Origin of the sequence: Candidatus Tisiphia endosymbiont of Dioctria linearis (assembly GCF_964026545.1) — a bacterium.
Classification (GTDB): Bacteria; Pseudomonadota; Alphaproteobacteria; order Rickettsiales; family Rickettsiaceae; genus Tisiphia.
Map to the genome: position 1 here is coordinate 821,946 of NZ_OZ032156.1, position 21,962 is coordinate 843,907.

A 21,962-nucleotide genomic window follows, 5' to 3' on the forward strand; every position below is an offset into this window, starting at 1 on the left:
CTAGAACCTATACCAACTTAGAAATAGTTCTTCCACCAATAATATGGAAGTGAAAATGAAACACACTCTGTCCGGATATAGCACCTTTGTTGGTAATTAAACGGTAGCCATCTTGCTCTAAACCCACTAGAGACGCAATGTAAGATAGTCTGGTGAAATAATTTTTAATTTCATCGCTGGAAGCTTTAAGGATAAAATCACTATAATCAACATATTCCTTTTTTGGTATAACTATTACATGTACCGGAGCTACAGGATTTATATCGTTAAACGCTATTAGATTCTCATCTTCATATATTATCTCTGCTGGTATATCCTTGCCAATAATTTTCGCAAAAACATTGTTTTTATCATACATATTCATTATACTCTAATTCTTATTACCTACTTAAGTGTTTTAAAAATTTTAATTCAGCTTCTATCTCAGATTTTGCTAATATTACCTCTTCAAGTTGGTATTTCTTTCGTTGCAAATCATATTCTCTCATATCAGCACTGAAAAAACCAAATATCAACATAATGGCTATTCGACTGGCAAAAGTAAAATGAGCAAAACCTAAACTTGATATAGCTATACTTATTATTAAAGTAATGATTAGTGCTATCCACATTCTATGATATAGTGCCCAAAACATATTAAAAAATGCAGCAAACAACGAAAAACCCTGCTTAATAATGATAAAATCATTATCTTTTTTTTGAGGATTAACATATATTGAATAAATATTCATAAGAGAGTCTTGTAATTATGGTACTGAATGATTACTTAAACACCATAATAATAAAAAAACAACTAAACATCAATATTTAGAAGATTATTTATGTCAGATAACTCATTACACGGGACTACTATACTGTGTTTAAGAAAAGGTGGAGAGGTTGTAATTGCCGCTGATGGTCAAGTTTCCCATGGTAATACAATTTTAAAATCCACAGCCAAAAAATTAAGAACCATGTTCAATAAGAGTATTATTGCTGGCTTTGCTGGATCTACGGCAGATGCTCTAACTTTATTTGAAAAATTAGAATTAAAGCTAGAAAAATATTCATACCAGTTAGTGAGAAGTGCAGTAGAACTTGCCAAAGATTGGCGTAGCGATAAATATTTACGTAAACTTGAAGCAATGATGATTGTTGCAGATCAAAAAAATATATTAATTTTAACTGGTAATGGTGATGTAATCGAACCTGATGGTGATGTTGCTGCCATTGGTTCTGGTGGATTATATGCATTGGCAAGTAGCAAGGGTTTAATGTCTTTTGATAATAACCTAACTGCCGAAGAGATTGCTTTAAAATCAATGCATATTGCAGCTGACATCTGTGTTTTCTCTAATCATAACATTATTTTAGAAAAAGTTATATGAGTACTAGTATTAAGAAAAAATCTGCGGGAACTCCTGCTAAATCTGTGAAAACTCAGGTTAAACCTGTGGGAACTCCACCTAAATCAGTGGAAATTCCTGCTAAATATATGGGATTAACTCCCTCTAAAATCGTAGCTGAACTTGATAGATTCATCGTCGGACAGTATAAGGCTAAAAAAGCTGTGGCGATCGCTTTACGAAATCGTTGTAGGCGTAGGAATATAGCCGAACCACTTCGTCAAGAGATAGTTCCAAAAAATATTTTAATGATTGGTCCAACTGGTGTAGGTAAGACTGAAATCGCTAGGCGTCTTGCTAAACTTAGTGGCTCACCTTTTCTTAAAATAGAAGCAACCAAATTTACTGAAGTAGGATATGTTGGACGAGACGTTGAGTCAATAATACGAGATTTAGTGGAAATAGCTGTTAATACCCAAAAAGCTAATGCTAAAAAAGAAGTTATTGCTAATGCAACTTTAAAAACTGTAGAAAGAATCTTGGATGCTTTAGTTGGCAAGTCGGCATCAGTTGAAACTAGAGAGAAATTCCGTCTTAAGCTTGAAAAAGGTGAGCTTGACAATACTGAAATTGAGATCAATATAACAGATTCAGGTAACATATTTGGTGGTAATTTTGAGATTCCTGGTATGCCAGGAGCTGCTCTGGGCGTGTTAAACGTCTCTGATATGATTAGCAAAGCTATCGGTACTAGTAAAACAAAAAACAAGAAAATGCTGGTTAAAGATGCTATGTTAACTATCTCGGCTGAAGAGTCAGATAAATTGATTGATCAAGAAAAAATTACTCAAGATGCATTAGTGCTAGTACAAAGTGATGGTATAGTATTTTTGGATGAAATTGATAAAATCACCTCAAGAGCTGAGGGGAAAAGCTCAGAGATTAGTAGAGAGGGGGTACAGAGAGATTTGCTACCTATTATTGAGGGTACAACAGTTAATACCAAATATGGTCCTATAGAAACTGCCCATATATTATTTATAGCATCAGGTGCTTTCCATTTATCAAAACCATCTGATTTATTGCCTGAGTTGCAAGGAAGGCTACCTATTAGAGTAGAGTTAAGCTCACTTACTAAAGAAGATATGGTAAGAATCTTGATTGAACCAGAATCAAGCTTAATAAAACAATATTCAGCCTTAATCGCTACCGAAGGGGTAGAATTAAAATTTACCGATAAGGCAATAGATAAAATTGCTACTTATGCAGCAAAAGTTAATTTAGAAATTGAAGATATTGGAGCAAGGAGATTGCATACTATTTTAGAAAATTTATTAGAGGAGATAAGTTTCAATGCAAGTGACATGAAAGAAAAAAAGGTAGTTATGGATGAGCATTTTGTTGACCAGCAATTATCAAAAATTATTAAAGATCTGGATTTAGTAAAATTTATTTTGTAAATGATAGTTCATCTTGGTAGTTTAACCTTTAGTGGTATAGACATTATTGATGTCGATGTGCAAGTACAGATATCGCCAGGTATACCTAATTTTACTATAGTAGGATTGGCTGATAAAACCATTGGTGAATCTAAAGAGAGGGTTAGAGCAGCCTTGTCTTCGATAGGTCTTGCCCTACCTGCCAAGAAAATACTTATAAATTTAGCTCCAGCTGATTTGGTTAAAGAGGGTAGTCATTTTGACCTTGCTATTGCTTGTGCCATACTTAGCAGTATGAAAATTTTACCAGCTGAGGAAATGCAAGAATATCTAGTAATAGGGGAATTATCTCTAGATGGTTCTATATTACCTGTCAGTGGAGCTTTGCCTGCTGCTATTGGTGCTGCAGCTAGAAATAAAGGGCTAATTTGTTCAAAACAGAATGGTCAGGAAGCTGCCTGGTCTGGCAATAATAATATTTTGGTAGCAAGTAATTTAATAGAGTTAGTTAATCATTTTAAAGGTCTGCAAATATTATCATCACCAGAATTGGAAATTGACACTAGCATCATAAATTACCCTGACTTTAAAGAGATCAAAGGGCAGAAAACAGCCAAGCGAGCTTTAGAAATAGCAGCTTCAGGTAGCCATAATCTATTAATGTTTGGTCCACCTGGTACTGGGAAATCGATGTTGGCACAATGTATACCTGGCATATTACCCAAAATGCGACCCGAAGAAATATTAGAGTGCAGTACTATAGCAAGCGTTGCAGGCAAGTTAGCAAATGGCAAACTATCAAGGGTTAGACCCTTTCGTGCTCCTCACCATTCCTGCTCGATAGCAGCGATGGTCGGTGGTGGCGTGGGTAAAAGAGTAAAGCCAGGTGAGATTTCATTAGCCCATAATGGGGTATTATTTTTAGACGAATTACCAGAGTTTCCACCTAATGTTATCGAATCTCTAAGGCAACCAATTGAAACTGGAGAAATACTAATTGCTAGATCAAATTCGCATATTAAATATCCAGCTAACTTTCAGCTAATAGCCGCAATGAATCCTTGTAAATGCGGTTATTTAAGCGATCCGCATAAAGCATGTTCAAGAGCTCCAAAATGTGGTAGTGATTATCAGATGCGTATTTCCGGTCCAATCATGGATCGATTTGATCTACATATAAATGTAGGCTCTATTGACTCATATAATTATAGTTTAATAGAAGGCGATACAGAAGAAGGGTCTGAACAAATAGCCAATAGGGTTGAAATAGCTCGCAATATTCAACAAACTAGATATGAAGGATATAATATCAAAACAAATAACCGTTTGGATGGGCAACTGCTTATTGAATATGCACTACCAGTTGATGATGGAAAAGATTTGCTTAACGAAGCCGCTACAAAATTTCGTATATCAATGCGGGCATATAATAGAATCTTACGAGTTGCAAGAACTATAGTCGATCTAGAAGGTTCTCGCAACGTCTATAAGATACATATTGCCGAAGCACTAAATTATAGAAAAATGGATAATAATCCATAAGAAGGGGAATGCAACGGTCATTGCGAGGAAGACCGTAGGTCGACGAAGCAATCCAAAAAAGTGACCAGAAATTGCTTCGTCGACCTTATGGTCTCCTCGCAATGACAGCAAGGGTTAGCTATAAGAAGAAAATATCAAGGAATAAGGAATGAATATATTTCTATTTTTAGTTGTGGTTTGTAAATCGCCGTGATATTATTTTACTGGATTTCTCTCGTATGTTACTTTATAAATTTAACCAGATTTTATTTAGCAGATTCTAAAAATGAATGTTATAGACAAAGAAAGAGCACTACTTGCTGCACTTAGCCAAATTGAAAAAAGTTACGGCAAAGGTTCGGTTATGAAACTAGGTCAACGCCGGGCTGTAGACGTTGAGGCAATACCAACAGGATCGCTAGGACTTGACATAGCACTTGGTATAGGCGGTTTACCTAAGGGAAGAATTATTGAAATTTTTGGACCAGAGAGTTCGGGAAAGACTACCTTAACTTTACATGTAATTGCTGAAGCACAGAAGAAAGGTGGCACTTGTGCTTTTATTGACGCAGAACATGCTTTAGACCCAGCATATGCCAAAAAATTGGGAGTAAATATTGACGAGCTTATTATTTCTCAACCAGATACTGGAGAACAGGCACTTGAAATAACCGATACTCTAGTACGCTCTGGGGCTGTTGATATGGTCATTATAGATAGTGTTGCTGCTCTTGTACCTAAAGCAGAGATTGAAGGAGAAATGGGTGACTCCCATATGGGATTACAAGCTAGATTAATGAGCCAAGCACTTAGGAAACTCACCGCATCAATTTCCAGAACTAATTGTGTAATTATTTTCATTAATCAAATTAGAATGAAAATAGGCGTCATGTTTGGCAGTCCAGAAACTACCACAGGTGGAAATGCTTTAAAATTTTATGCCTCAGTAAGGCTAGATATCAGAAGAATCTCATCAATCAAGGATAAAGATGAAGTAGTAGGTAGTCAAACTAAGGTCAAGGTTGTTAAGAACAAAGTCTCACCACCATTCAAAACTGCAGAATTTGATATAATGTATGGTAGTGGTATTTCTAAAGAAAGCGAGATAATAGACCTTGGCGTTAAATTGGAAATAGTAGAAAAGTCTGGTTCTTGGTTTTCCTATAAAGATATTCGTATAGGACAAGGTAGAGAAAATGTTAAACATTACCTAAAAGAACACCCTGCTATCTGCTATGAAATAGAACAGCTAATTCGTCAAAAATCTTCTAATAATACTAATATTACTTTTGATAGTGAAACGGTAATTATGGAAGAGGATGAATAACAAATATTTAATATCCTAGTGGGATGGAATAGCAAGAAAGTTAGATGTCATACCTATTCCAGCCTACGCTGGAATGACAAAAAATAACTACAAATTGGAGCTAAAATGATAAACTTGACTGATAAAAAATCTCTAATTACTGGAGCATCTGGAGCAATTGGTGGTAGCATTGCCAAGCTATTGCACTCTCTTGGTAGCCATGTAATAATTAGTGGTAGTAACCAAGAAAAACTACAAGAATTGGGTAATAATTTAAAAAATAATTATACGATAGCACCATGCAATTTAGCCAATAGTGAGGAATGTAATAACTTGGTAGCTAATCTTGAACAAATAGATATTTTAGTTTGTAATGCTGGAATCACCAACGATATGCTAGCAATAAGAATGTCCGATGAGATATTTGAGCAAGTTATAAATATAAACTTAAAAGCTAGTTTTATTCTAAATCGTGAAGCGATAAAAAAAATGATGAAAACTCGTTATGGTAGAATAATTAATATAGCATCTGTGGTGGCAGTTTCTGGTAATCCGGGGCAAGCAAATTATTGTGCTTCTAAAGCTGGGATGATAGGTATGACAAAGTCTCTAGCCCTTGAGGTGGCAAGTAGAGGGATCACAGTTAATGCAGTTGCTCCTGGTTTTATTAAATCAAATATGACCGATAAATTAAATGAAACTCAAAAAGAAGCTATAATGCAAAAAATTCCTCTGAAAACTTTGGGAAACCCCGAAGATGTTGCAAATGTAGTAGCTTTTTTAGCAAGTGACAAAGCTTCTTATATCACTGGTCAAACTATCCATGTTAATGGTGGATTGGTGCTGGTATAGTCAATTAACCTGAATTAGTGCCAAATAAGCATCCATCGTGCTGTCTATTAGCGAGGAGGCGTAAGATGACGAAGCAATCCAAGAATAATAGATTGCCACGACCACTACGTGGTCTCGCAATGACGCTTGGCGATCAGATTTTTTATTCATCATAAGAAAAAACCGTGAACACTCACATAGTTAAGTCTAACGAACCTAAGAGCAAAATCAAACCGACATAATTGTTATTTTTAAATCTAGTAAGACAGTTTTGTGGGTCTGAAATTTCTAATGTTATTACCTGCCAAATCAGCATCATATAAGCACAAAGGATAGCTATATAGTTAAGGTGATGAGCTGCTATAATTTTAGCAATTATGAATAATATTATGAAAATGGTATAATAAACATATAGATGCAGTTTATAGTTTTTCTTTTCTAAAAATAATGCCATTGATTTGAGATTAATCTTTTTATCGTACTCTATGTCCATAAAGCCATAAATAATGTCATAACCAATAGTCCAAAAACAGCAGGCAATATACATAATAACAGCTTCTAGTGATATTTTATCAATTACTGCACTATTACCAATCAAGACTCCATTAAATGTTAGCCCTAGAAATATTTGTGGGAAAAAAGTAATTCTCTTCATTAGTGGATATAAAATGATCATGATGCAGGAGAAAAACCCTAAGTAAATGGCTGTTTTATTTAATGATAATAAAATGGCTAAGGAAATAATTGATAATATAATTAACAAAATCATCGCGTCACTTACTTTCAATGAGCCATTAGCCAAAGGTCTATTTTTTGTTCGTAACACATATTTATCAAAATCTTTGTCAAAAATATCGTTAAGAACGCTACCAGCTCCTCTGGTAACGACACTTCCGATAAAGAATAATAGTAATAATTTTACTAAATTATATATTGTAATATTGGTAAGAAGTACCCCAAAGCATGCTGAGAAGAATACTAACAGATAGCCAGTAGGATTTTGCAACCTCATTAAACTGAAACTTAGGAAAATTTTATTTGGCATTACTATTAATTATGATATATCTTGGTTTAATTTAATTATAATAGTCTTATTATGACAGAATTTCCAAAAGATTATAGCTTTAGTGAAAGCGAAAGAAAATGGCAAAAATTTTGGCAAGAACAAAAAATTTATCTTTGGGATAAAAATGAAACAAGGGAAAATAGTTTTGTAGTAGATACTCCACCACCAACAGTCTCAGGGCAACTGCATATAGGACATGTTTATAGTTATACCCAGGCTGATTTTATAGTTCGTTTCAAACGGATGTTAGGTAAAAATATTTTTTATCCAATCGGTTTTGATGATAATGGTTTACCTACCGAACGTTTAGTTGAAAAACAAAGGCAGATAAAAGCAACAAATATGGCAAGAGAGCAATTTATTGAAATATGTAAAGAAGTTGTTATTTCTGAAGAAGAAAAATTTCGCTCATTATTTAATCAAATGGCTTTATCGGTTGATTGGAATTTGGAATATCAGACAATTAATCCATTATCACAAAAAATATCACAAATGTCATTTTTAGACTTAGTCAATAAAGGGGAAGTTTACCGCAATAATCAACCAATATTGTGGGATACAGTTGATCAAACGGCTTTAGCACAAGCTGATATCGAAGACCAAGAAAAAACTTCAATGATGAATGATATAATTTTCCAGACCAGTAAGGGTGAGAGGATTATTATTGCTACTACTAGACCAGAATTGTTACCAGCTTGCGTTGCGGTATTTTATAACCCAAATGATGATAGATACAAACATTTGCAAGGTCAATTTGCCATAACACCGCTATTTGATGTTAAAGTACCTATTTTAGCAGATGATTTAGTTCAAATAGATAAAGGAACCGGGCTTGTTATGTGCTGTACTTTTGGTGACGTAACCGACATAACTTGGTGGAGAGTTCATAATTTACCTATAAAAATTATTATAGATAAAAAAGGTATCATAGATTTATCAGACGAATTATCAAATTCATCTTCTTATAATCAGATAAATGGCTTAAAAATAAAAGATGCTAGAAGTAAAATTATAGAAATCTTAAAAGAGAAAAATTTATTAGTTAAACAAGTAGAAATTACTCAAACAGTAAAATGTGCTGAACGGTCAGGGGCTCCACTAGAGATACTTACCATACCGCAATGGTTTGTTCACACGATAAAACATAAAGATATTTTAATGCAACGAGCGAATGAAATTAACTGGCACCCCCAAAATATGAAAATTAGGCTTGAGAACTGGATAAATGGTCTATCATGGGATTGGTGTATAAGTCGTCAACGCTATTTTGGCGTGCCATTCCCTGTTTGGTATTCTAAACGAGTTGGAGAAGTAGGCAAAGCTATATTTCCAGATATAACACAACTGCCAGTAGACCCAACCAAAGATTTACCAATTGGCTATTCGCGAGAAGAGGTAGAGCCAGATTATGATGTTATGGATACTTGGGCTACTAGTGCAATCTCACCGCAATTAAGTAGTCACGGTATATCTGAAAAGTTTAACGTAGATGCTGAGCGTCACCACAAATTATTTCCAGATGATTTGCGTCCGCAAGCTCATGAAATTATTAGAACATGGGCTTTTTACACAATACTTAAAGCCCAATTGCATGAAAATACCCTACCTTGGAAAAACATTATGATTAGTGGGTGGTGCCTTGCATTCGATCGTAGCAAAATGTCAAAATCTAAAGGGAATATTATTGTACCACAAAAATTACTTGAGCAATATGGGGCTGATGTAATGCGTTATTGGACTTCTAAATCTAGGCTTGGAGCGGATACTGTTTACTCTGAAGAGGTAATGAAAAATGGGAAGAGACTTGTTAATAAATTATGGAATGCTTGCAAATTTGCGGCTATTCATTTTGACAAATTAGATACATTAGATAAAAATGTCCAAATTCCTGATATAGAAAGCAAAATTTGTCACAAGTTTGACCAATGGTTAATAGTAGAACTAGTTGAGTTAGTAGATAAAGTTGAATCAGATATGCACAATTATGAATATACCGATGCTATGGAGTTAATAGAAAAGTTTTTTTGGTCAGTATTTTGTGATAATTATCTTGAAATCACTAAGACCCGAGCTTATAACATGGATAGCTCAGACAATAGAGGGCAGTATAGTGCTATAATCACTTTATATTATTCGATAAAAATTTTACTCAAATTATTAGCTCCTTTCTTACCGCATATAACAGAAGAAATCTGGCAAATATTATATAGTACAAAATCTATCCATAGTCGAGGTAATTGGTCTCAAATCAAAAATTTCTCTTTCCCGGTAGATCAAATTCAGCCTGATAGGCTTATTAAAGTACTAGATTTGGTTAGAAAAGCTAAAGCAGAAAAGAATTTGTCAGTTAAAGCTGATATTAAGGTACTAGAAATTATAGGAGAAAAACTTCCTAATGACTTAACGATAGACCTTAAAAATGTTACATCTTCTCATAAAATAGAATTTGTTGAGGAATTTTCATCAACAAATCAAGTTTTAAAGAATGATGAAGTTGTAGTTAATATAATATACTGACAATAAATCATCGATGAAGAAGGTAATAAAAATAGGTACAAGAAGAAGTACTCTGGCTTTGATTCAGACAGGTTTAGTAATTGACCAAATTAAAATTCATTATCCACAGATAAATTATGAAATAGTCCCAATAGTTACATCTGGCGATTTGATTAAGGATAAAAATTTGTATGATGTAGGTGGGAAGGCTTTATTCTTAAAAGAAATAGAAGCTGTTCTTATAAATGAAGAAATTGATTTAGCTGTACATTCCTTTAAAGATGTACCTTGTAAATTACCGTCAGAATTGATGATATGTGCTGTACTTGAGAGAGAAGATGCACGAGATGTATTTGTCTGCTTGAACTATAAATCAATAGAAGAATTGCCTTTTGCCAGCATAGTTGGTACATCCTCAGTACGTAGAAAAATCCTAATACAAAGAAAAAGACCTGATTTACAAATTGTTACTTTTAGAGGAAATGTTGATTCAAGAATAAAAAAATTAATGCAAGGTGATGTTGATGCGACCATTCTCGCTTATAGTGGTTTGAAAAGATTGGGGCTATTTGATGAAAAATATTGCCACTTAATAGATATAAAAGAGATGTTGCCATCTGTAGGGCAGGGAGTTATAGCGGTAGAGATAAGAAAAAATGATAACAAAATGCAGGAGATATGTAATAAAATTAACCATCTTGAAACATGGGAACTAATGAAGGCGGGAAGAGCATTTTTAGAATATTTAGATGCAGATTGTAAAACCCCTATAGCTGCTTATTCAACATATGTATACTCAAATGATTTGAGTATACGTGATAAGGTTATTCATACAGAGTTTATGCTTGCCAATTTTGATGGCAGTAAAATAGTTTTTCATAGCGAAACTTCCGATTCAAAAGATGCTAAAAATTCTGGCATAAAAGCTGCCAAAACTATGATATCTTGAGTCTAAGACACTGTTTTGCTCTTAAGAATTGAATAGACCTCTTGCACAACTCTACTTCTGCATTATTATTTCATTTTATCTATTTTAGTTCTTAGTGGTAGCCTATTTGTGTATTATAATATTCCTTAAATATAAAATATCTTACTAATTATGGTGCAATTTGTTACCTTATCAGGTCTTTCAGAATATGAAGATACGGTAAAATTAATGGAAGATAAGGTTGCCAGTTTAATCAATAAATCCTCGAAAGAGGTTGTTTATTTAGTTGAGTATAAGGATATCTATACCGCAGGTACTAGTTTTAAGGCAAATGAATTGCTAGACCCTGGAGATATACCAGTAATTTATACTAATAGGGGAGGAAAATTTACCTACCATGGTAGCGGACAAAGAGTTATATATCCTATTGTTGATTTAGCATCAGAATGGGGGCAAAAAGATTTAAAGCTATATATTAAATTATTGGAGGAATGGATTATAAATAGCCTGTTATATTTTGGGATCAAAGCTTTTACTATTAATGGTATGGTAGGAATATGGGTAAAAGAAAACGGTGTACCGGCAAAGATTGCCTCAATAGGCGTTAGGGTTAGAAAATGGATTGCATATCATGGTATTGCTGTAAATATTTCAACAAATCTTGATATGTTCTCCGGAATTATTGCTTGTGGGTTAAGGGATGTGCCGGTAACCTCGTTAAAGAAACTTGGTGTTGATATAACGTTAAAGCAATTTGATGAAGTTATTAAGGATAAATTTTTTGAGATTTTTTATGGCTAACCCGATTAAGATTTATCCATACATCGTCATTGCGAGGAGACCTAAGGTCGACGAAGCAATCCATTTCTATTCACTTTTCTGGATTGCCGCGTCGCCGCTTTTAGCGTCTCCTCGCAATGACACTGTGGTTAAAACCTTTCCGTGTTAGCTATATAGTAATATATTTGGTACTATTATGAGTTCAATTTATCATATACTTGATAAGGTTCCTGCTATCTATCCTGAAGATATGCAGATAGAATATGAACAATTAGCTCAGCAATTAATCAAATCAGGTAAACTTAGAATAGATACCGATAATAGCTGCAATTTTGCAAGGTTCTCTGATCCAAAATTCAATATTAGTTTGATGGTAAGTAAAGAGGAAATAACAGAACCAAATTTAATTGAACAAACTAATCAGTTATTTAGGTCTTTATATAAATCTTCTATATCCGATAAAAAATTGGCATCGATTTATACAGATTTGAAAAAACAAATTCAAAAATTGCAGCCAGTTAACCCATTAGTTACTGAAAGATTAACAAGGATTTTTGTTCAGTCAGCTCATCCTATAGTTATTAGGTGGTTACTGCATGATCAGGTTCAAGTATTTATTACTTACTCCCATAATATTGGCGATATGATGGATATAGTTGATTGGCAGCGTTCTGGTTCCAATAGTGGTATGCAAAGTACTGACGGTAAGAATGTTGCAGTCTTTGTATCTTGCGGTGGCAATCCATTTGCTGAAAATGATAAAACTCATCCAACTTATGGTGATGGATGGGCAGCGGTTGCTAGATTACAAGTTATAGCTGGACAAGAGCTTGGGCATTTTGCCGATATTAAAAGAGATGCGAGTGGTCGTCAAATAAGTCGTCATTCAGCAAATTTCTCTGGAACAAAAGCAACGCCTCATGTAAAACAGGCGAGGAAGGATGATATTACTAATTGTAATAAATTATTAGCTAATCTTCTCTCGATGGGGATGAGGCAAATGATTAATTATGAAGAGAAGGTAGAATTTTATAATAAGAACAAGGTTCATGGCATAAGGGTTTATTGGGTAAGATTATTTGCATTGATCTATAGACAGAAATTTTTATTTTCCGTTAATAGAAGAAAACTACTCTTTATTAATAGATTCGCAAAAGAACAATATATGGGGCTAATGATTAGAGCTATGATTGAAGATATGAAATTTAATTTAGCACCAGTCGCAGATGTTTATAAAAATAGTAACCCTGAAGTCGAAGAAACAATTGCCTGTATCGAAGCTCTAGCCAGAGTACCTCAACAGGTTATGAAATGGGGATATTTAACAACTATGGAAACAATGAAAGGATTATATAAAGTATATTACTATGAAGTTATACCATCTTTAATTTCTAATTATGGATCAATGACTAAACAAAGCTACAAACGCGATATGTCAAAGCCACGATCTATAGCGAATTTTTTTCATAAAATAAACATATTTAGAGAAAAAAAGTTAGTATTTAAACAAATCAGGGAAATATAATGGTGAGCTTTCACAAAAAAAAAGTTAAAGTACAAAACGTCATTGCGAGGAGCTACTTTAGTAGCGACGAAGCAATCTATTTTTGGTTAGTTTTTTGGATTGCCGCGTCGCTGCAAAGCAGCTCCTCGCTAATAGACGTTTGGCGAGCAGATTTTTTATTATCATAAGAAAATAGCAAAAAAACCGTGAACACTCACTAACTTTCTGGCAATAATATTTCTCTTTTACCAGTGTGGTTAGGAGGGGATATTACACCATTTTGTTCCATTTTCTCCACAAGAGTAGCAGCTCGATTATAACCAATTCGTAAACATCTTTGTATATAGCTAATTGATACTTTTCGTTCTAATTGTACTATTTGTACCGCTCTTTTATATAGAGTTTCGTCATTAGTTGAATCATCTCCAGAACTTTCGACATTTACTTCATCATCATCTAATTGTTGAGTCACTGCTGAAAGATATTCAGGAGTTCCTGTTGCTCTTAAATATTCGGTTACTTTCTCTACCTCTTTATCATCAACAAATGGACCATGAACCCTGGTAATCTTTGACGAATTACCCATATAAAGCATGTCTCCCATACCGAGTAACTGCTCAGAGCCTTGTTCACCAAGAATAGTTCTACTATCAATCTTAGAAGTTACTTTAAAACTGATACGACTTGGAAAATTAGCTTTAATTACCCCAGTAATAACATCAACAGAAGGTCTCTGAGTTGCCATGATAATATGAATACCTGCAGCTCTTGCCATTTGAGCAAGACGTTGTATCGATAATTCGATATCCTTGCCAGCTACCAGCATTAAATCAGCCATTTCATCAACAATTACTACAATGAACGGTAATTTCTCCATATTCATTTCAATTGTTTCATAAATAGGCTTGCCGGTTTCTGAATCAAATCCTGTTTGGATAGAACGCTCTAATATTTTACCGCTTGATGCAGCTTCCAAAATTTTAGCATTATAACCAGCTATATTTCTTACCCCAATATTTGACATTGCTCTATAACGATTTTCCATCTCTTTTACTGCCCATTTAAGGGCTACTACCGCTTTGTTTGGTTCGGTAACCACTGGGGTTAGGAGATGTGGTATGCCATCATAGGTTGATAATTCAAGCATTTTAGGATCGATCATTATTAACCGACATTCTTCTGGGGTATAACGGTAAAGTAGGGAAATTATCATCGCATTAATTGCCACTGATTTACCTGAACCAGTCGTACCTGCAACTAATAAATGGGGCATTTTTGCTAAGTCTGCAACAAAAGGCTTGCCAGCTAAATCTTTACCTAAAATCAATGGTAGCATAATGCTATTATCTTGATATTCTGGTGTTTCAATTAATTCTCTTAGACAAAAGAAAGCTCGTTGTTTATTTGGTAATTCAATACCTAAAACGTTTCTACCCGGTATTACAGCTATTCTAGTTGATATTGCAGATAATGATCTGGCAATATCGTCTGATAAACCTATAATCCTAGAAGATTTAGTACCGGCAGCTGGTTCAAATTCATATAAGATGACAACCGGACCTTGATTAATATTAATGACCTGACCTTTAACACCAAAATCATTAAGAACAGTCAGCAATATTTGGGCATTATGTTGTAATTCTGATAAAGTTTCCACTTTTATATTTTGGCTATCAGCTTGCTTTAATAATTCGATAGGTGGTAAGTCTGGTAATTGGTCATTTTCTTTTCTTGATGCAGATTGTTTCTTTAAATAATGAGATTGTGGATCATTATTTTTCCCTGAGGATACATCCATTTTGTCAGCATATGAAGCTTCTTCTTGATTAATAAAAGGAGCCCTTTTTATCAAAACTGGTTTAGTTGAGTTGCTATTTGTTGATATTGTAGGTAAGAATATAATTTTTTTATAAGGTACTAGTTTGAGTAATTTAATTATAGCATTCCAAAAAGCTGAAAATTTTATCTCTGCCAGTAAAAATAATAAAATAAACGTGACAATAATTAAAGCATAATCGGCTCTAGCATCTAATTGTTTGACTAGTGGGTAAATAATAGTACCGACTGTTCCGCCGGCACCAGCCGGTAAATAATCAATTTTTATCTTAGTGCAGACTATCGATAATGATATAATTGAAAGCAGCATCACCATTATCCGGATGGTAACCCATTTTTTCTCTAAACGCCACACACTCAAAGACCAAAAAAAACAACAAATGGGTAAAATAAACGACGCTATACCAAAAAATTGGTAAAAAATATCCGCCAAATAACAACCAAAATAACCTAATAAATTGCTTGGATATTTGGCTGTCACAGAATTAAAGGAAGGATCGTCTGGATTATAAGTTACTAGTAATAAAGTAGTAAAGCAGCCTACCAACATTAATAGAGCAGACCGCACTCTATTATTAGTAAGAATCCTGTTGATGTAGTATAACACAAAAATTGCCTAAAAAAAATGAACCACTTTGGTCGTTGCCTAATATCCTCAAAGAACCTAGTATATATAAATGGAATCCATATATCTGCATAATAGACTCAGACAGGAATGTTTCCTAATAGTAAAAATTATAGTCCCGGGGCAATACGTTAAGCTCACGAACCAAGTAGCTCTTCTGTTTTATAGTCAATTGATGAGAAGTTGGGGACGTTGTCACTCGTCGCTCGCCTATTACTTATAGGCGTCGCTCCATCGTTCCTAGCCCCAAATTCTCCTGAATTGACTATACAGAGTGTTTTTTAAGTAAATATTCCAAGTATTTTATGATAATATCACTTTCCAATCTTTCGTGCAAGTTCTTCTAAATATCCTGCTATAGTACTTAACGTTTCTGCAAATTTTTCTTCTTCACAAGGTATTTTATCACCATCGATTTTAGCAATTTTATTAGTCAAATTTTGTACTTGTTCCTGTAAACTTAAGGCAGACATAACTAATAATAGTTCAAATGATGCTGATGGGCTAGCCTTTTTTATCTGGGTAATATTTTCATTTAACTTGGCTGCAAGATTGCACAATTCTTCTTCCGATCCATCACTACATGCTAGTTGGAAAGTTTTGCTACCTAGTATTATTGTTACTATAGACATCTATGTTATGTATTTTTGTGTTTTATTTCTTCCAGTTCAGCAATATATACAGCTATTTGTTCAAGTATTTTTGTATAATTATCCTTGAGATGTTTATTTTCATCTTTCAGTCTATTAATTTCTTGATGCTGCTCCGCAATATCCGACAAAAGACCTTCAATCCCTTGATCCACTTCTTGCATTAATTTAAGTAACAAATCAGTATTTATTGTCATTCATATGGTAATATTAAGTGAAAAATTATTGGAATTATTATTAATGTTAAAATAGAAATTATAATGAGCTGTTTTTTCCATTTATAATCAGATGCCATTGAACCAGCCCTATTTTTGAAGTCAATATCTTTAGGGAGTTCCTGCTCATCTTCCTCACCTGTATCCAAAACTATCCCTAAATAATTTGAATATAACTTAAGATAACCTTTCACATAAACTTCCGCTGGCATTGAATTTAGGTCTCCTTCTTCAAGAGCCTCTAAATATTGCTTTCTAATTTTCAAATAATCAGATATCTCTTCAAGAGTTTTGCCAGACTCTATTCTTGCTTGTTTTAGGGATGACGACATAACACGCTACTCAAGTTTACGCAAAAAGGTTTCAAACTTCTTATTTGCTAAAATTAAAATATTTAAGTCAATATTTTCCTGCAATCTAATTGCTTTGACAAAATCTAGGAAAATAGACGCAGAATCTATATTATTATCAATCCATAAATCTAAATCAATATTTACTTTGGATTTGTTAATTATTTTAGTTAATAATTGTCTTTGTTTATCATACAAGTCATCTTTCAATGATTGCGTTGATAATCTATTCCAATAAGAATCATTTAGCTGTTTATCACAAGATTTACGAAGCCAATCAATACTAAATTTGCTACCAGTAGCAAAATATAAACTAGCAACATCATTATTTGTAGCCTGGGTTCTTTTTGCAATATAGATTATGTCAAAAACTGACACTAAGCTATCGAGAGTCGCGACCCTTTGAGCTATCTCATCTTTCACTCCCAACAAAGCATATTGCTTAACTTTATCATCGAATTTATTTTTAGCTTCTCCTAAGAGAAATTTACTCACCACTTTGCTAAGCATTCTAGATGGTTCATAAAATTCATCAATGGTATCACTAATATTGATAGGATGTTTTATATGCTTTAAAAACCATGAGATACCTCTACGCATAATTTTAGCAAGTTCAGTAAACATGTCAATTTTAACTTTATACTCTATAGCACTTAGAGATTCCACTATAGTCCATAAATTATCTAAATCAAAAATTTCACAAATAATGGTATATGAACGAACTATATCACAAAGAGCAGCACCAGTGTCACGTTTTATAAGATTAAGTGATGGACCACCTAACTGATTAATAATTTTATTTGTTACAACGGTTCGAATAATTTCATGCTTAAGTGGATGAGATAAAATTTCTTCACGAAATTTCTCTTGCATTAGTGCTGGAAAGTAATTAATCAGATAAGACTCAAAATATTTATCTTTTGAGAATGTTGCTGTTATTAAATCATGATAGACTGAGCGTTTACTATAAGAAAGTAATACACAAAGCTCAGGACGAGTTATACTTTCATTATTAAGAGCCCTTCTATTTAACTCTTCCCTAGTTGGTAAGAACTCAACAGTTCGATCAATTAATTTTTCTTCTTCTAAAGTATCAATAAATTGGCTAAATATTTCGATAGTCGAAATACGAGATAATTGCATGATATTAATCGCTTGATTCTGCTTATAATTATCAACTAATATCAACTCTTCAACTTGTTTGGTCATAGTAAACAGTAGTTTATTACGTTCTTCTAAACTGATTTTTTTAGAAACCATAGCTTGATTAAGAGCGATTTTTATATTTACTTCATGATCTGAACAATCAACACCAGCTGAATTATCAATAAAATCAGTATTTATCTGTCCACCGAGCTTGCTATATTCTATTCTACCTTGTTGCGATACGCCAATATTTCCACCTTCCCCTATTACTTTAGCTCTAATATCTTTACCATTGACTCTCAGATTATCATTTGCCTTATCGCCTATATCTAGGTGACTTTCTGTCGAAGCTTTTATATAGGTTCCTATACCACCATTCCATATCAAATCAACTTCTGCTTGTAAAATAGTTCTAATCAGCTGTTCTGGGGTTAGTTGGTCAACATCTATCTTTAGCAATAATTTAGCTTCTGCCGATAACAAAATAGATTTACTACTTCGCTCAAAAACCCCTCCACCTTTTGAAATTAACTGTTGATTATAGTCAGACCAATTTGATGTAGGTAACTCAAACAATCTCATACGTTCATTAAAACTAATAATCGGATCAGGTTGTGGATCAATAAATATATGTTTATGATTAAATGTCGCAACAAGTTTTACTGCATTAGACCTAAGCATACCATTACCAAAAACGTCTCCAGACATATCACCAATACCAACAACGGTAATAGGGTCTTTTTGCACATCAATACCCATAGCATAAAAATGACTTGCTACAGAAATCCACGCTCCTTTTGAAGTAATAGCCATTTTCTTATGGTCATAACCGGCTGATCCCCCGGAAGCAAAAGCATCGCCTAACCAAAAATTATATTCAGCAGATATACTATTCGCATGATCTGAGAACGTTGCTGTACCTTTATCTGCTGCAACTACTAAATATGGATCTTCCTGATCATAGATAATAGTGTTTTGCGGTTGGATAATTTTGCCATTAACTATATTATCAGTGATATCAAGTAAACCACGGAGAAAATTCTTATAACATTCTATAACTCTTGCCATATATTCTTGACGAGTCATATTATCATCAGTGAAATTAACGAAAAACCCACCTTTTGAGCCGTCAAAAGGCACAATGACCGAATTTTTGGTACTTTGTGCTTTCATTAGCCCTAATACTTCTATTCTATAATCCTCTCCTCTATCAGACCATCTAATACCACCACGAGATACTTTGCCACCTCGTAAATGAATAGCTTCAAAATCATTAGCATAAACAAATATTTCAGCAAATGGCACTGGCAAAGGTAAATTAGGAACTTTTTTTGAATCAAATTTAAAAGAAAAATAATTTTTACAAACTATATTATGTTTGTTGTCTCCATTCTGTAAATTAGAACTAGATTGATAGCAATTAGTTCTAACAATAGCTTCAATAGTACCAAACATATGCCTTAAAACCTTATCCTCACTACTACTAGTGATTTTATTAAGATAGCTAAGGATACTGTCTTTTATAGTTTTTGTACGTTCATCTGAAGAGTTTGCCGGATTAAATTTAGCATCAAACAAATCAACTAGCATTTTAGTATATAGAAAATGCTTTATTAAGGTCAGTTGAACATAACCCTTACCATAGATAAAGCCTGTTTGATGTAAATATCTAGTTAATGATTTGACTAACTTAACTTGCCACCAATTAAATCCTGATAACACTATTAATTTGCTTAAAGAATCATTATCTAAAAGTCCGAGAGATATTTTATCTAAAGCCTCTTCTACATTGGCTTTAAGCAAATCAATATTGCCTTCAATAGTTATTAATGGTTCGAGAGTAAACTCATATATCCAACTCTCTTTAATAGACTTCCCGCAAAACTCTACTTCTGCTGGTGATTTGTACGTCGATTCGGTACTCGAATCCTCACGTACCTTTAAGTACGCTGCGGTTCTGCGTGCCAAGTCTCCTTCAAATCCCTCAGCATAAGCGACTTTTGCAGGAAGTCTAATATCTTCTGTTCCTTTTATAGCAAAGCTTTGTTCATCTATAGCCTTGAATCCCAAATTTTCTATAGATGGTAGTAGGTCGGAAAGAGCTAATTTGGGAGCAGGACTGTAAATTTTTAGCTGGAATTCACTATTATTTATAGTAATTAAATTAAATATAGGCTTGTGATAAATACTTGCCTCTTTTAGATACTCAATATCTATTAAAGTTGTTTGCCCATTAAATTTCTCTCTATAATCAATAGGAAAAATTGGATCAAAAAGTTTAAAATTTACTCCTCCCTGATATTCACCAAAATTTTTACATAATTTATGATAAAAATCTTCACTCCAACGAGTGGAAAGTTTATCTAATTCTTGCTCTATTATTTCAACTTCAAAATTAAGGCTATTTTTATTCTGCACCTCTAACGTAACAAATAAATATGAAAAATTTTCTGCCACTTCTGCCATATAATCTGATAGTATTACCCCATTAAGTGTATCGGATAAATAACAATTTATGGCACTATGTACTTCTGGTGTTAAACGATCTCTTGATAAGAATATTATGATATTAATAAAAGAACCAGACCAATCTTGTTGAATAAATAATTTTAGTTTTCTACTCATCATACCTGAAAGTACATGTAAGCACATACAGTATAGATCACCTTCATCAATCTGTATCAAAGCTTCTTTCGGTAGAGATTGAACTATACTTTTAAGCTTTTTGGTATTATATCCATCAGTCGGAAAGGCAGATTTATCTAGAACGAATTGTAGCTTTTGTCTCAATATAGGAATATCGGTAATTAGCTGGTAATATATTGCAGAACTATATAAACCAAAAATTATGCTACCTGAAAGATACTTTTTATCCCGATCGATCTTCTTGATTAAAATATAATCTACTAAGTTATTTCTATGTACACTTGATAGGGTATTAATTTTACCTAAAATGACTAATTTATTGTTATGTAATGGGCTTGCTGAGCGTTCAATAATATCAATAACTTCATTTTTAGTATCTTGTCCTTGCCATATTTTCTGGACACCCTCCTCTGAGGAAAAATCTTTGGAAATTAGATCAAAGTTAATCATACCTAAAAAAGTAAAATTATCATCCTTTAGCCAATTTAAGAAATCTATAGACTCATTATAATCTAAATAGTTATTGTGTAATTGTTGATTATTTTGAATCTCATTTGAAATCGTTGTTACTCTGTTCAATAATTTAGACCACACATTATGAGTAGTATCGACCTGATCTAAAGTTTTATTTAAAGAATTTTCTAAAGAATTGATATCGCTCTGATCAAAATTTCCTAAAATAGTTATATGTACTAAAGATTCGTCACTATCTTGCTTTACATCCAATATTTCTTGTAAATGACCATCATTGTTTCTTACGCAAGCTATAACAGGATGGAGTAAAAATTTAGCTTTCAAGTTGAGAGTTGTTAACAAACAAATAATCGAATCAACTATGAATGATTTATTTTCGTTCAATAACAAAATATTAATAGCAGGATTATTTTCAATTATCGTACTGACAATCTGCAATTTCCTTTTACTAGGTTGCTTTTCTTTAAAGAACTGAAAAGCACTATAAGCAAACTCGCCAAATAATTCTTGTCTATCTCTAAACCTATAATCTACAGGAATATAAACTAAAAATTTTTGTATAAATTTATTAAAAAGTGGTTCTCCACTTTTTACCTTACTTAATGATAAAATTTCTGATTTATAATTAGGCACTTGACAAGTAAGTCTACTTAAAGATAAAGACACTCTCTCTGCAACCCTATTTATTGTAACTTTTTCTATTGTCATATTGTTACCAAACTTTATTATTGTTTCAAAGATTAAGCATTATATAGCTAACCCCATTAGTATTACTCCGCCTATTAGCGAACGAACGTATGTGAGCGTGGCAATCCTGTTTTTTG

At 33.3% G+C, this 21,962-nt stretch carries 17 protein-coding genes; 9 read left to right on the top strand and 8 right to left on the bottom strand.

Annotated features, from left to right (window positions below; translation table 11 throughout):
* Positions 1-7 precede the first annotated feature (7 nt).
* Complete coding sequence (locus AAGD42_RS04005) at positions 8-358, bottom strand: HIT domain-containing protein (RefSeq protein WP_341753331.1); 351 nt, start codon at positions 356-358, stop codon at positions 8-10.
* Between the two features lie 22 nt (positions 359-380).
* The gene (locus tag AAGD42_RS04010; protein ID WP_341753332.1) at positions 381-731 is read right to left on the bottom strand and encodes a DUF2628 domain-containing protein; all 351 of its coding nucleotides are present in this window, start codon (positions 729-731) and stop codon (positions 381-383) included.
* Positions 732-821: 90 nt separating this feature from the next.
* On the opposite strand from AAGD42_RS04010, the gene hslV reads away from it, so the two are divergent.
* The 5 genes from hslV (at position 822) to fabG (ending at position 6,443) form a co-directional block, all read left to right on the top strand.
* Positions 822-1,367: an ATP-dependent protease subunit HslV gene (gene hslV / locus AAGD42_RS04015; protein ID WP_341750858.1), complete on the top strand. Its 546-nt coding sequence runs from the start codon at positions 822-824 to the stop codon at positions 1,365-1,367.
* A 107-nt stretch (positions 1,368-1,474) separates the two neighbouring features.
* On the top strand, positions 1,475-2,785 hold the full coding sequence (gene hslU / locus AAGD42_RS04020; protein ID WP_341751030.1) for an ATP-dependent protease ATPase subunit HslU: 1,311 nt from the start codon (positions 1,475-1,477) through the stop codon (positions 2,783-2,785).
* Positions 2,786-4,306: a YifB family Mg chelatase-like AAA ATPase gene (locus AAGD42_RS04025; protein WP_341753333.1), complete on the top strand. Its 1,521-nt coding sequence runs from the start codon at positions 2,786-2,788 to the stop codon at positions 4,304-4,306.
* A 265-nt stretch (positions 4,307-4,571) separates the two neighbouring features.
* On the top strand, positions 4,572-5,612 hold the full coding sequence (gene recA / locus AAGD42_RS04030; protein ID WP_341753334.1) for a recombinase RecA: 1,041 nt from the start codon (positions 4,572-4,574) through the stop codon (positions 5,610-5,612).
* Between the two features lie 105 nt (positions 5,613-5,717).
* Positions 5,718-6,443: a 3-oxoacyl-ACP reductase FabG gene (gene fabG, locus AAGD42_RS04035; RefSeq protein ID WP_094648950.1), complete on the top strand. Its 726-nt coding sequence runs from the start codon at positions 5,718-5,720 to the stop codon at positions 6,441-6,443.
* 172 nt (positions 6,444-6,615) lie between these two features.
* Here the strand turns inward: fabG and ubiA are convergent, their stop codons facing one another.
* Entirely contained in the window at positions 6,616-7,473 is an 858-nt protein-coding gene (gene ubiA / locus AAGD42_RS04040; protein ID WP_341753389.1) for a 4-hydroxybenzoate octaprenyltransferase, read from the bottom strand.
* 45 nt (positions 7,474-7,518) lie between these two features.
* Between ubiA and AAGD42_RS04045 the strand changes: the two genes are divergently transcribed.
* From AAGD42_RS04045 to AAGD42_RS04060, 4 genes are all read left to right on the top strand, one after another.
* Positions 7,519-10,005, top strand: a complete 2,487-nt coding sequence (locus tag AAGD42_RS04045; RefSeq protein ID WP_341753335.1) for a valine--tRNA ligase — start codon at positions 7,519-7,521, stop codon at positions 10,003-10,005.
* A gap of 13 nt (positions 10,006-10,018) precedes the next feature.
* Positions 10,019-10,933 (top strand): hydroxymethylbilane synthase, encoded by a 915-nt coding sequence (hemC, locus tag AAGD42_RS04050; protein WP_341753336.1) that lies wholly within the window; start codon positions 10,019-10,021, stop codon positions 10,931-10,933.
* A 150-nt stretch (positions 10,934-11,083) separates the two neighbouring features.
* Positions 11,084-11,713 (top strand): lipoyl(octanoyl) transferase LipB, encoded by a 630-nt coding sequence (gene lipB / locus AAGD42_RS04055; RefSeq protein ID WP_341753337.1) that lies wholly within the window; start codon positions 11,084-11,086, stop codon positions 11,711-11,713.
* Between the two features lie 175 nt (positions 11,714-11,888).
* Positions 11,889-13,217 carry a DUF2748 family protein gene (locus tag AAGD42_RS04060; protein ID WP_341753338.1) on the top strand — a complete coding sequence of 443 codons (1,329 nt, stop codon included), beginning with the start codon at positions 11,889-11,891 and terminating at the stop codon, positions 13,215-13,217.
* Between the two features lie 196 nt (positions 13,218-13,413).
* Here AAGD42_RS04060 and AAGD42_RS04065 read toward each other — a convergent pair whose 3' ends face one another.
* The 5 genes from AAGD42_RS04065 to AAGD42_RS04090 all read right to left on the bottom strand — a co-directional run bounded on the left by AAGD42_RS04065 (position 13,414) and on the right by AAGD42_RS04090 (position 21,846).
* Positions 13,414-15,639 (bottom strand): DNA translocase FtsK, encoded by a 2,226-nt coding sequence (locus AAGD42_RS04065; RefSeq protein ID WP_341753339.1) that lies wholly within the window; start codon positions 15,637-15,639, stop codon positions 13,414-13,416.
* Positions 15,640-15,971: 332 nt separating this feature from the next.
* Positions 15,972-16,289 (bottom strand): cell division protein ZapA, encoded by a 318-nt coding sequence (locus AAGD42_RS04075; protein ID WP_094649410.1) that lies wholly within the window; start codon positions 16,287-16,289, stop codon positions 15,972-15,974.
* A gap of 5 nt (positions 16,290-16,294) precedes the next feature.
* Complete coding sequence (locus AAGD42_RS04080; protein ID WP_341753340.1) at positions 16,295-16,504, bottom strand: hypothetical protein; 210 nt, start codon at positions 16,502-16,504, stop codon at positions 16,295-16,297.
* Complete coding sequence (locus tag AAGD42_RS04085) at positions 16,501-16,854, bottom strand: helix-turn-helix domain-containing protein (protein WP_250312000.1); 354 nt, start codon at positions 16,852-16,854, stop codon at positions 16,501-16,503. The genes AAGD42_RS04080 and AAGD42_RS04085 overlap by 4 nt, the downstream gene beginning before the upstream one ends.
* Positions 16,855-16,860: 6 nt before the next feature.
* Entirely contained in the window at positions 16,861-21,846 is a 4,986-nt protein-coding gene (locus tag AAGD42_RS04090; protein ID WP_341753341.1) for an NAD-glutamate dehydrogenase, read from the bottom strand.
* Positions 21,847-21,962: the final 116 nt, after the last annotated feature.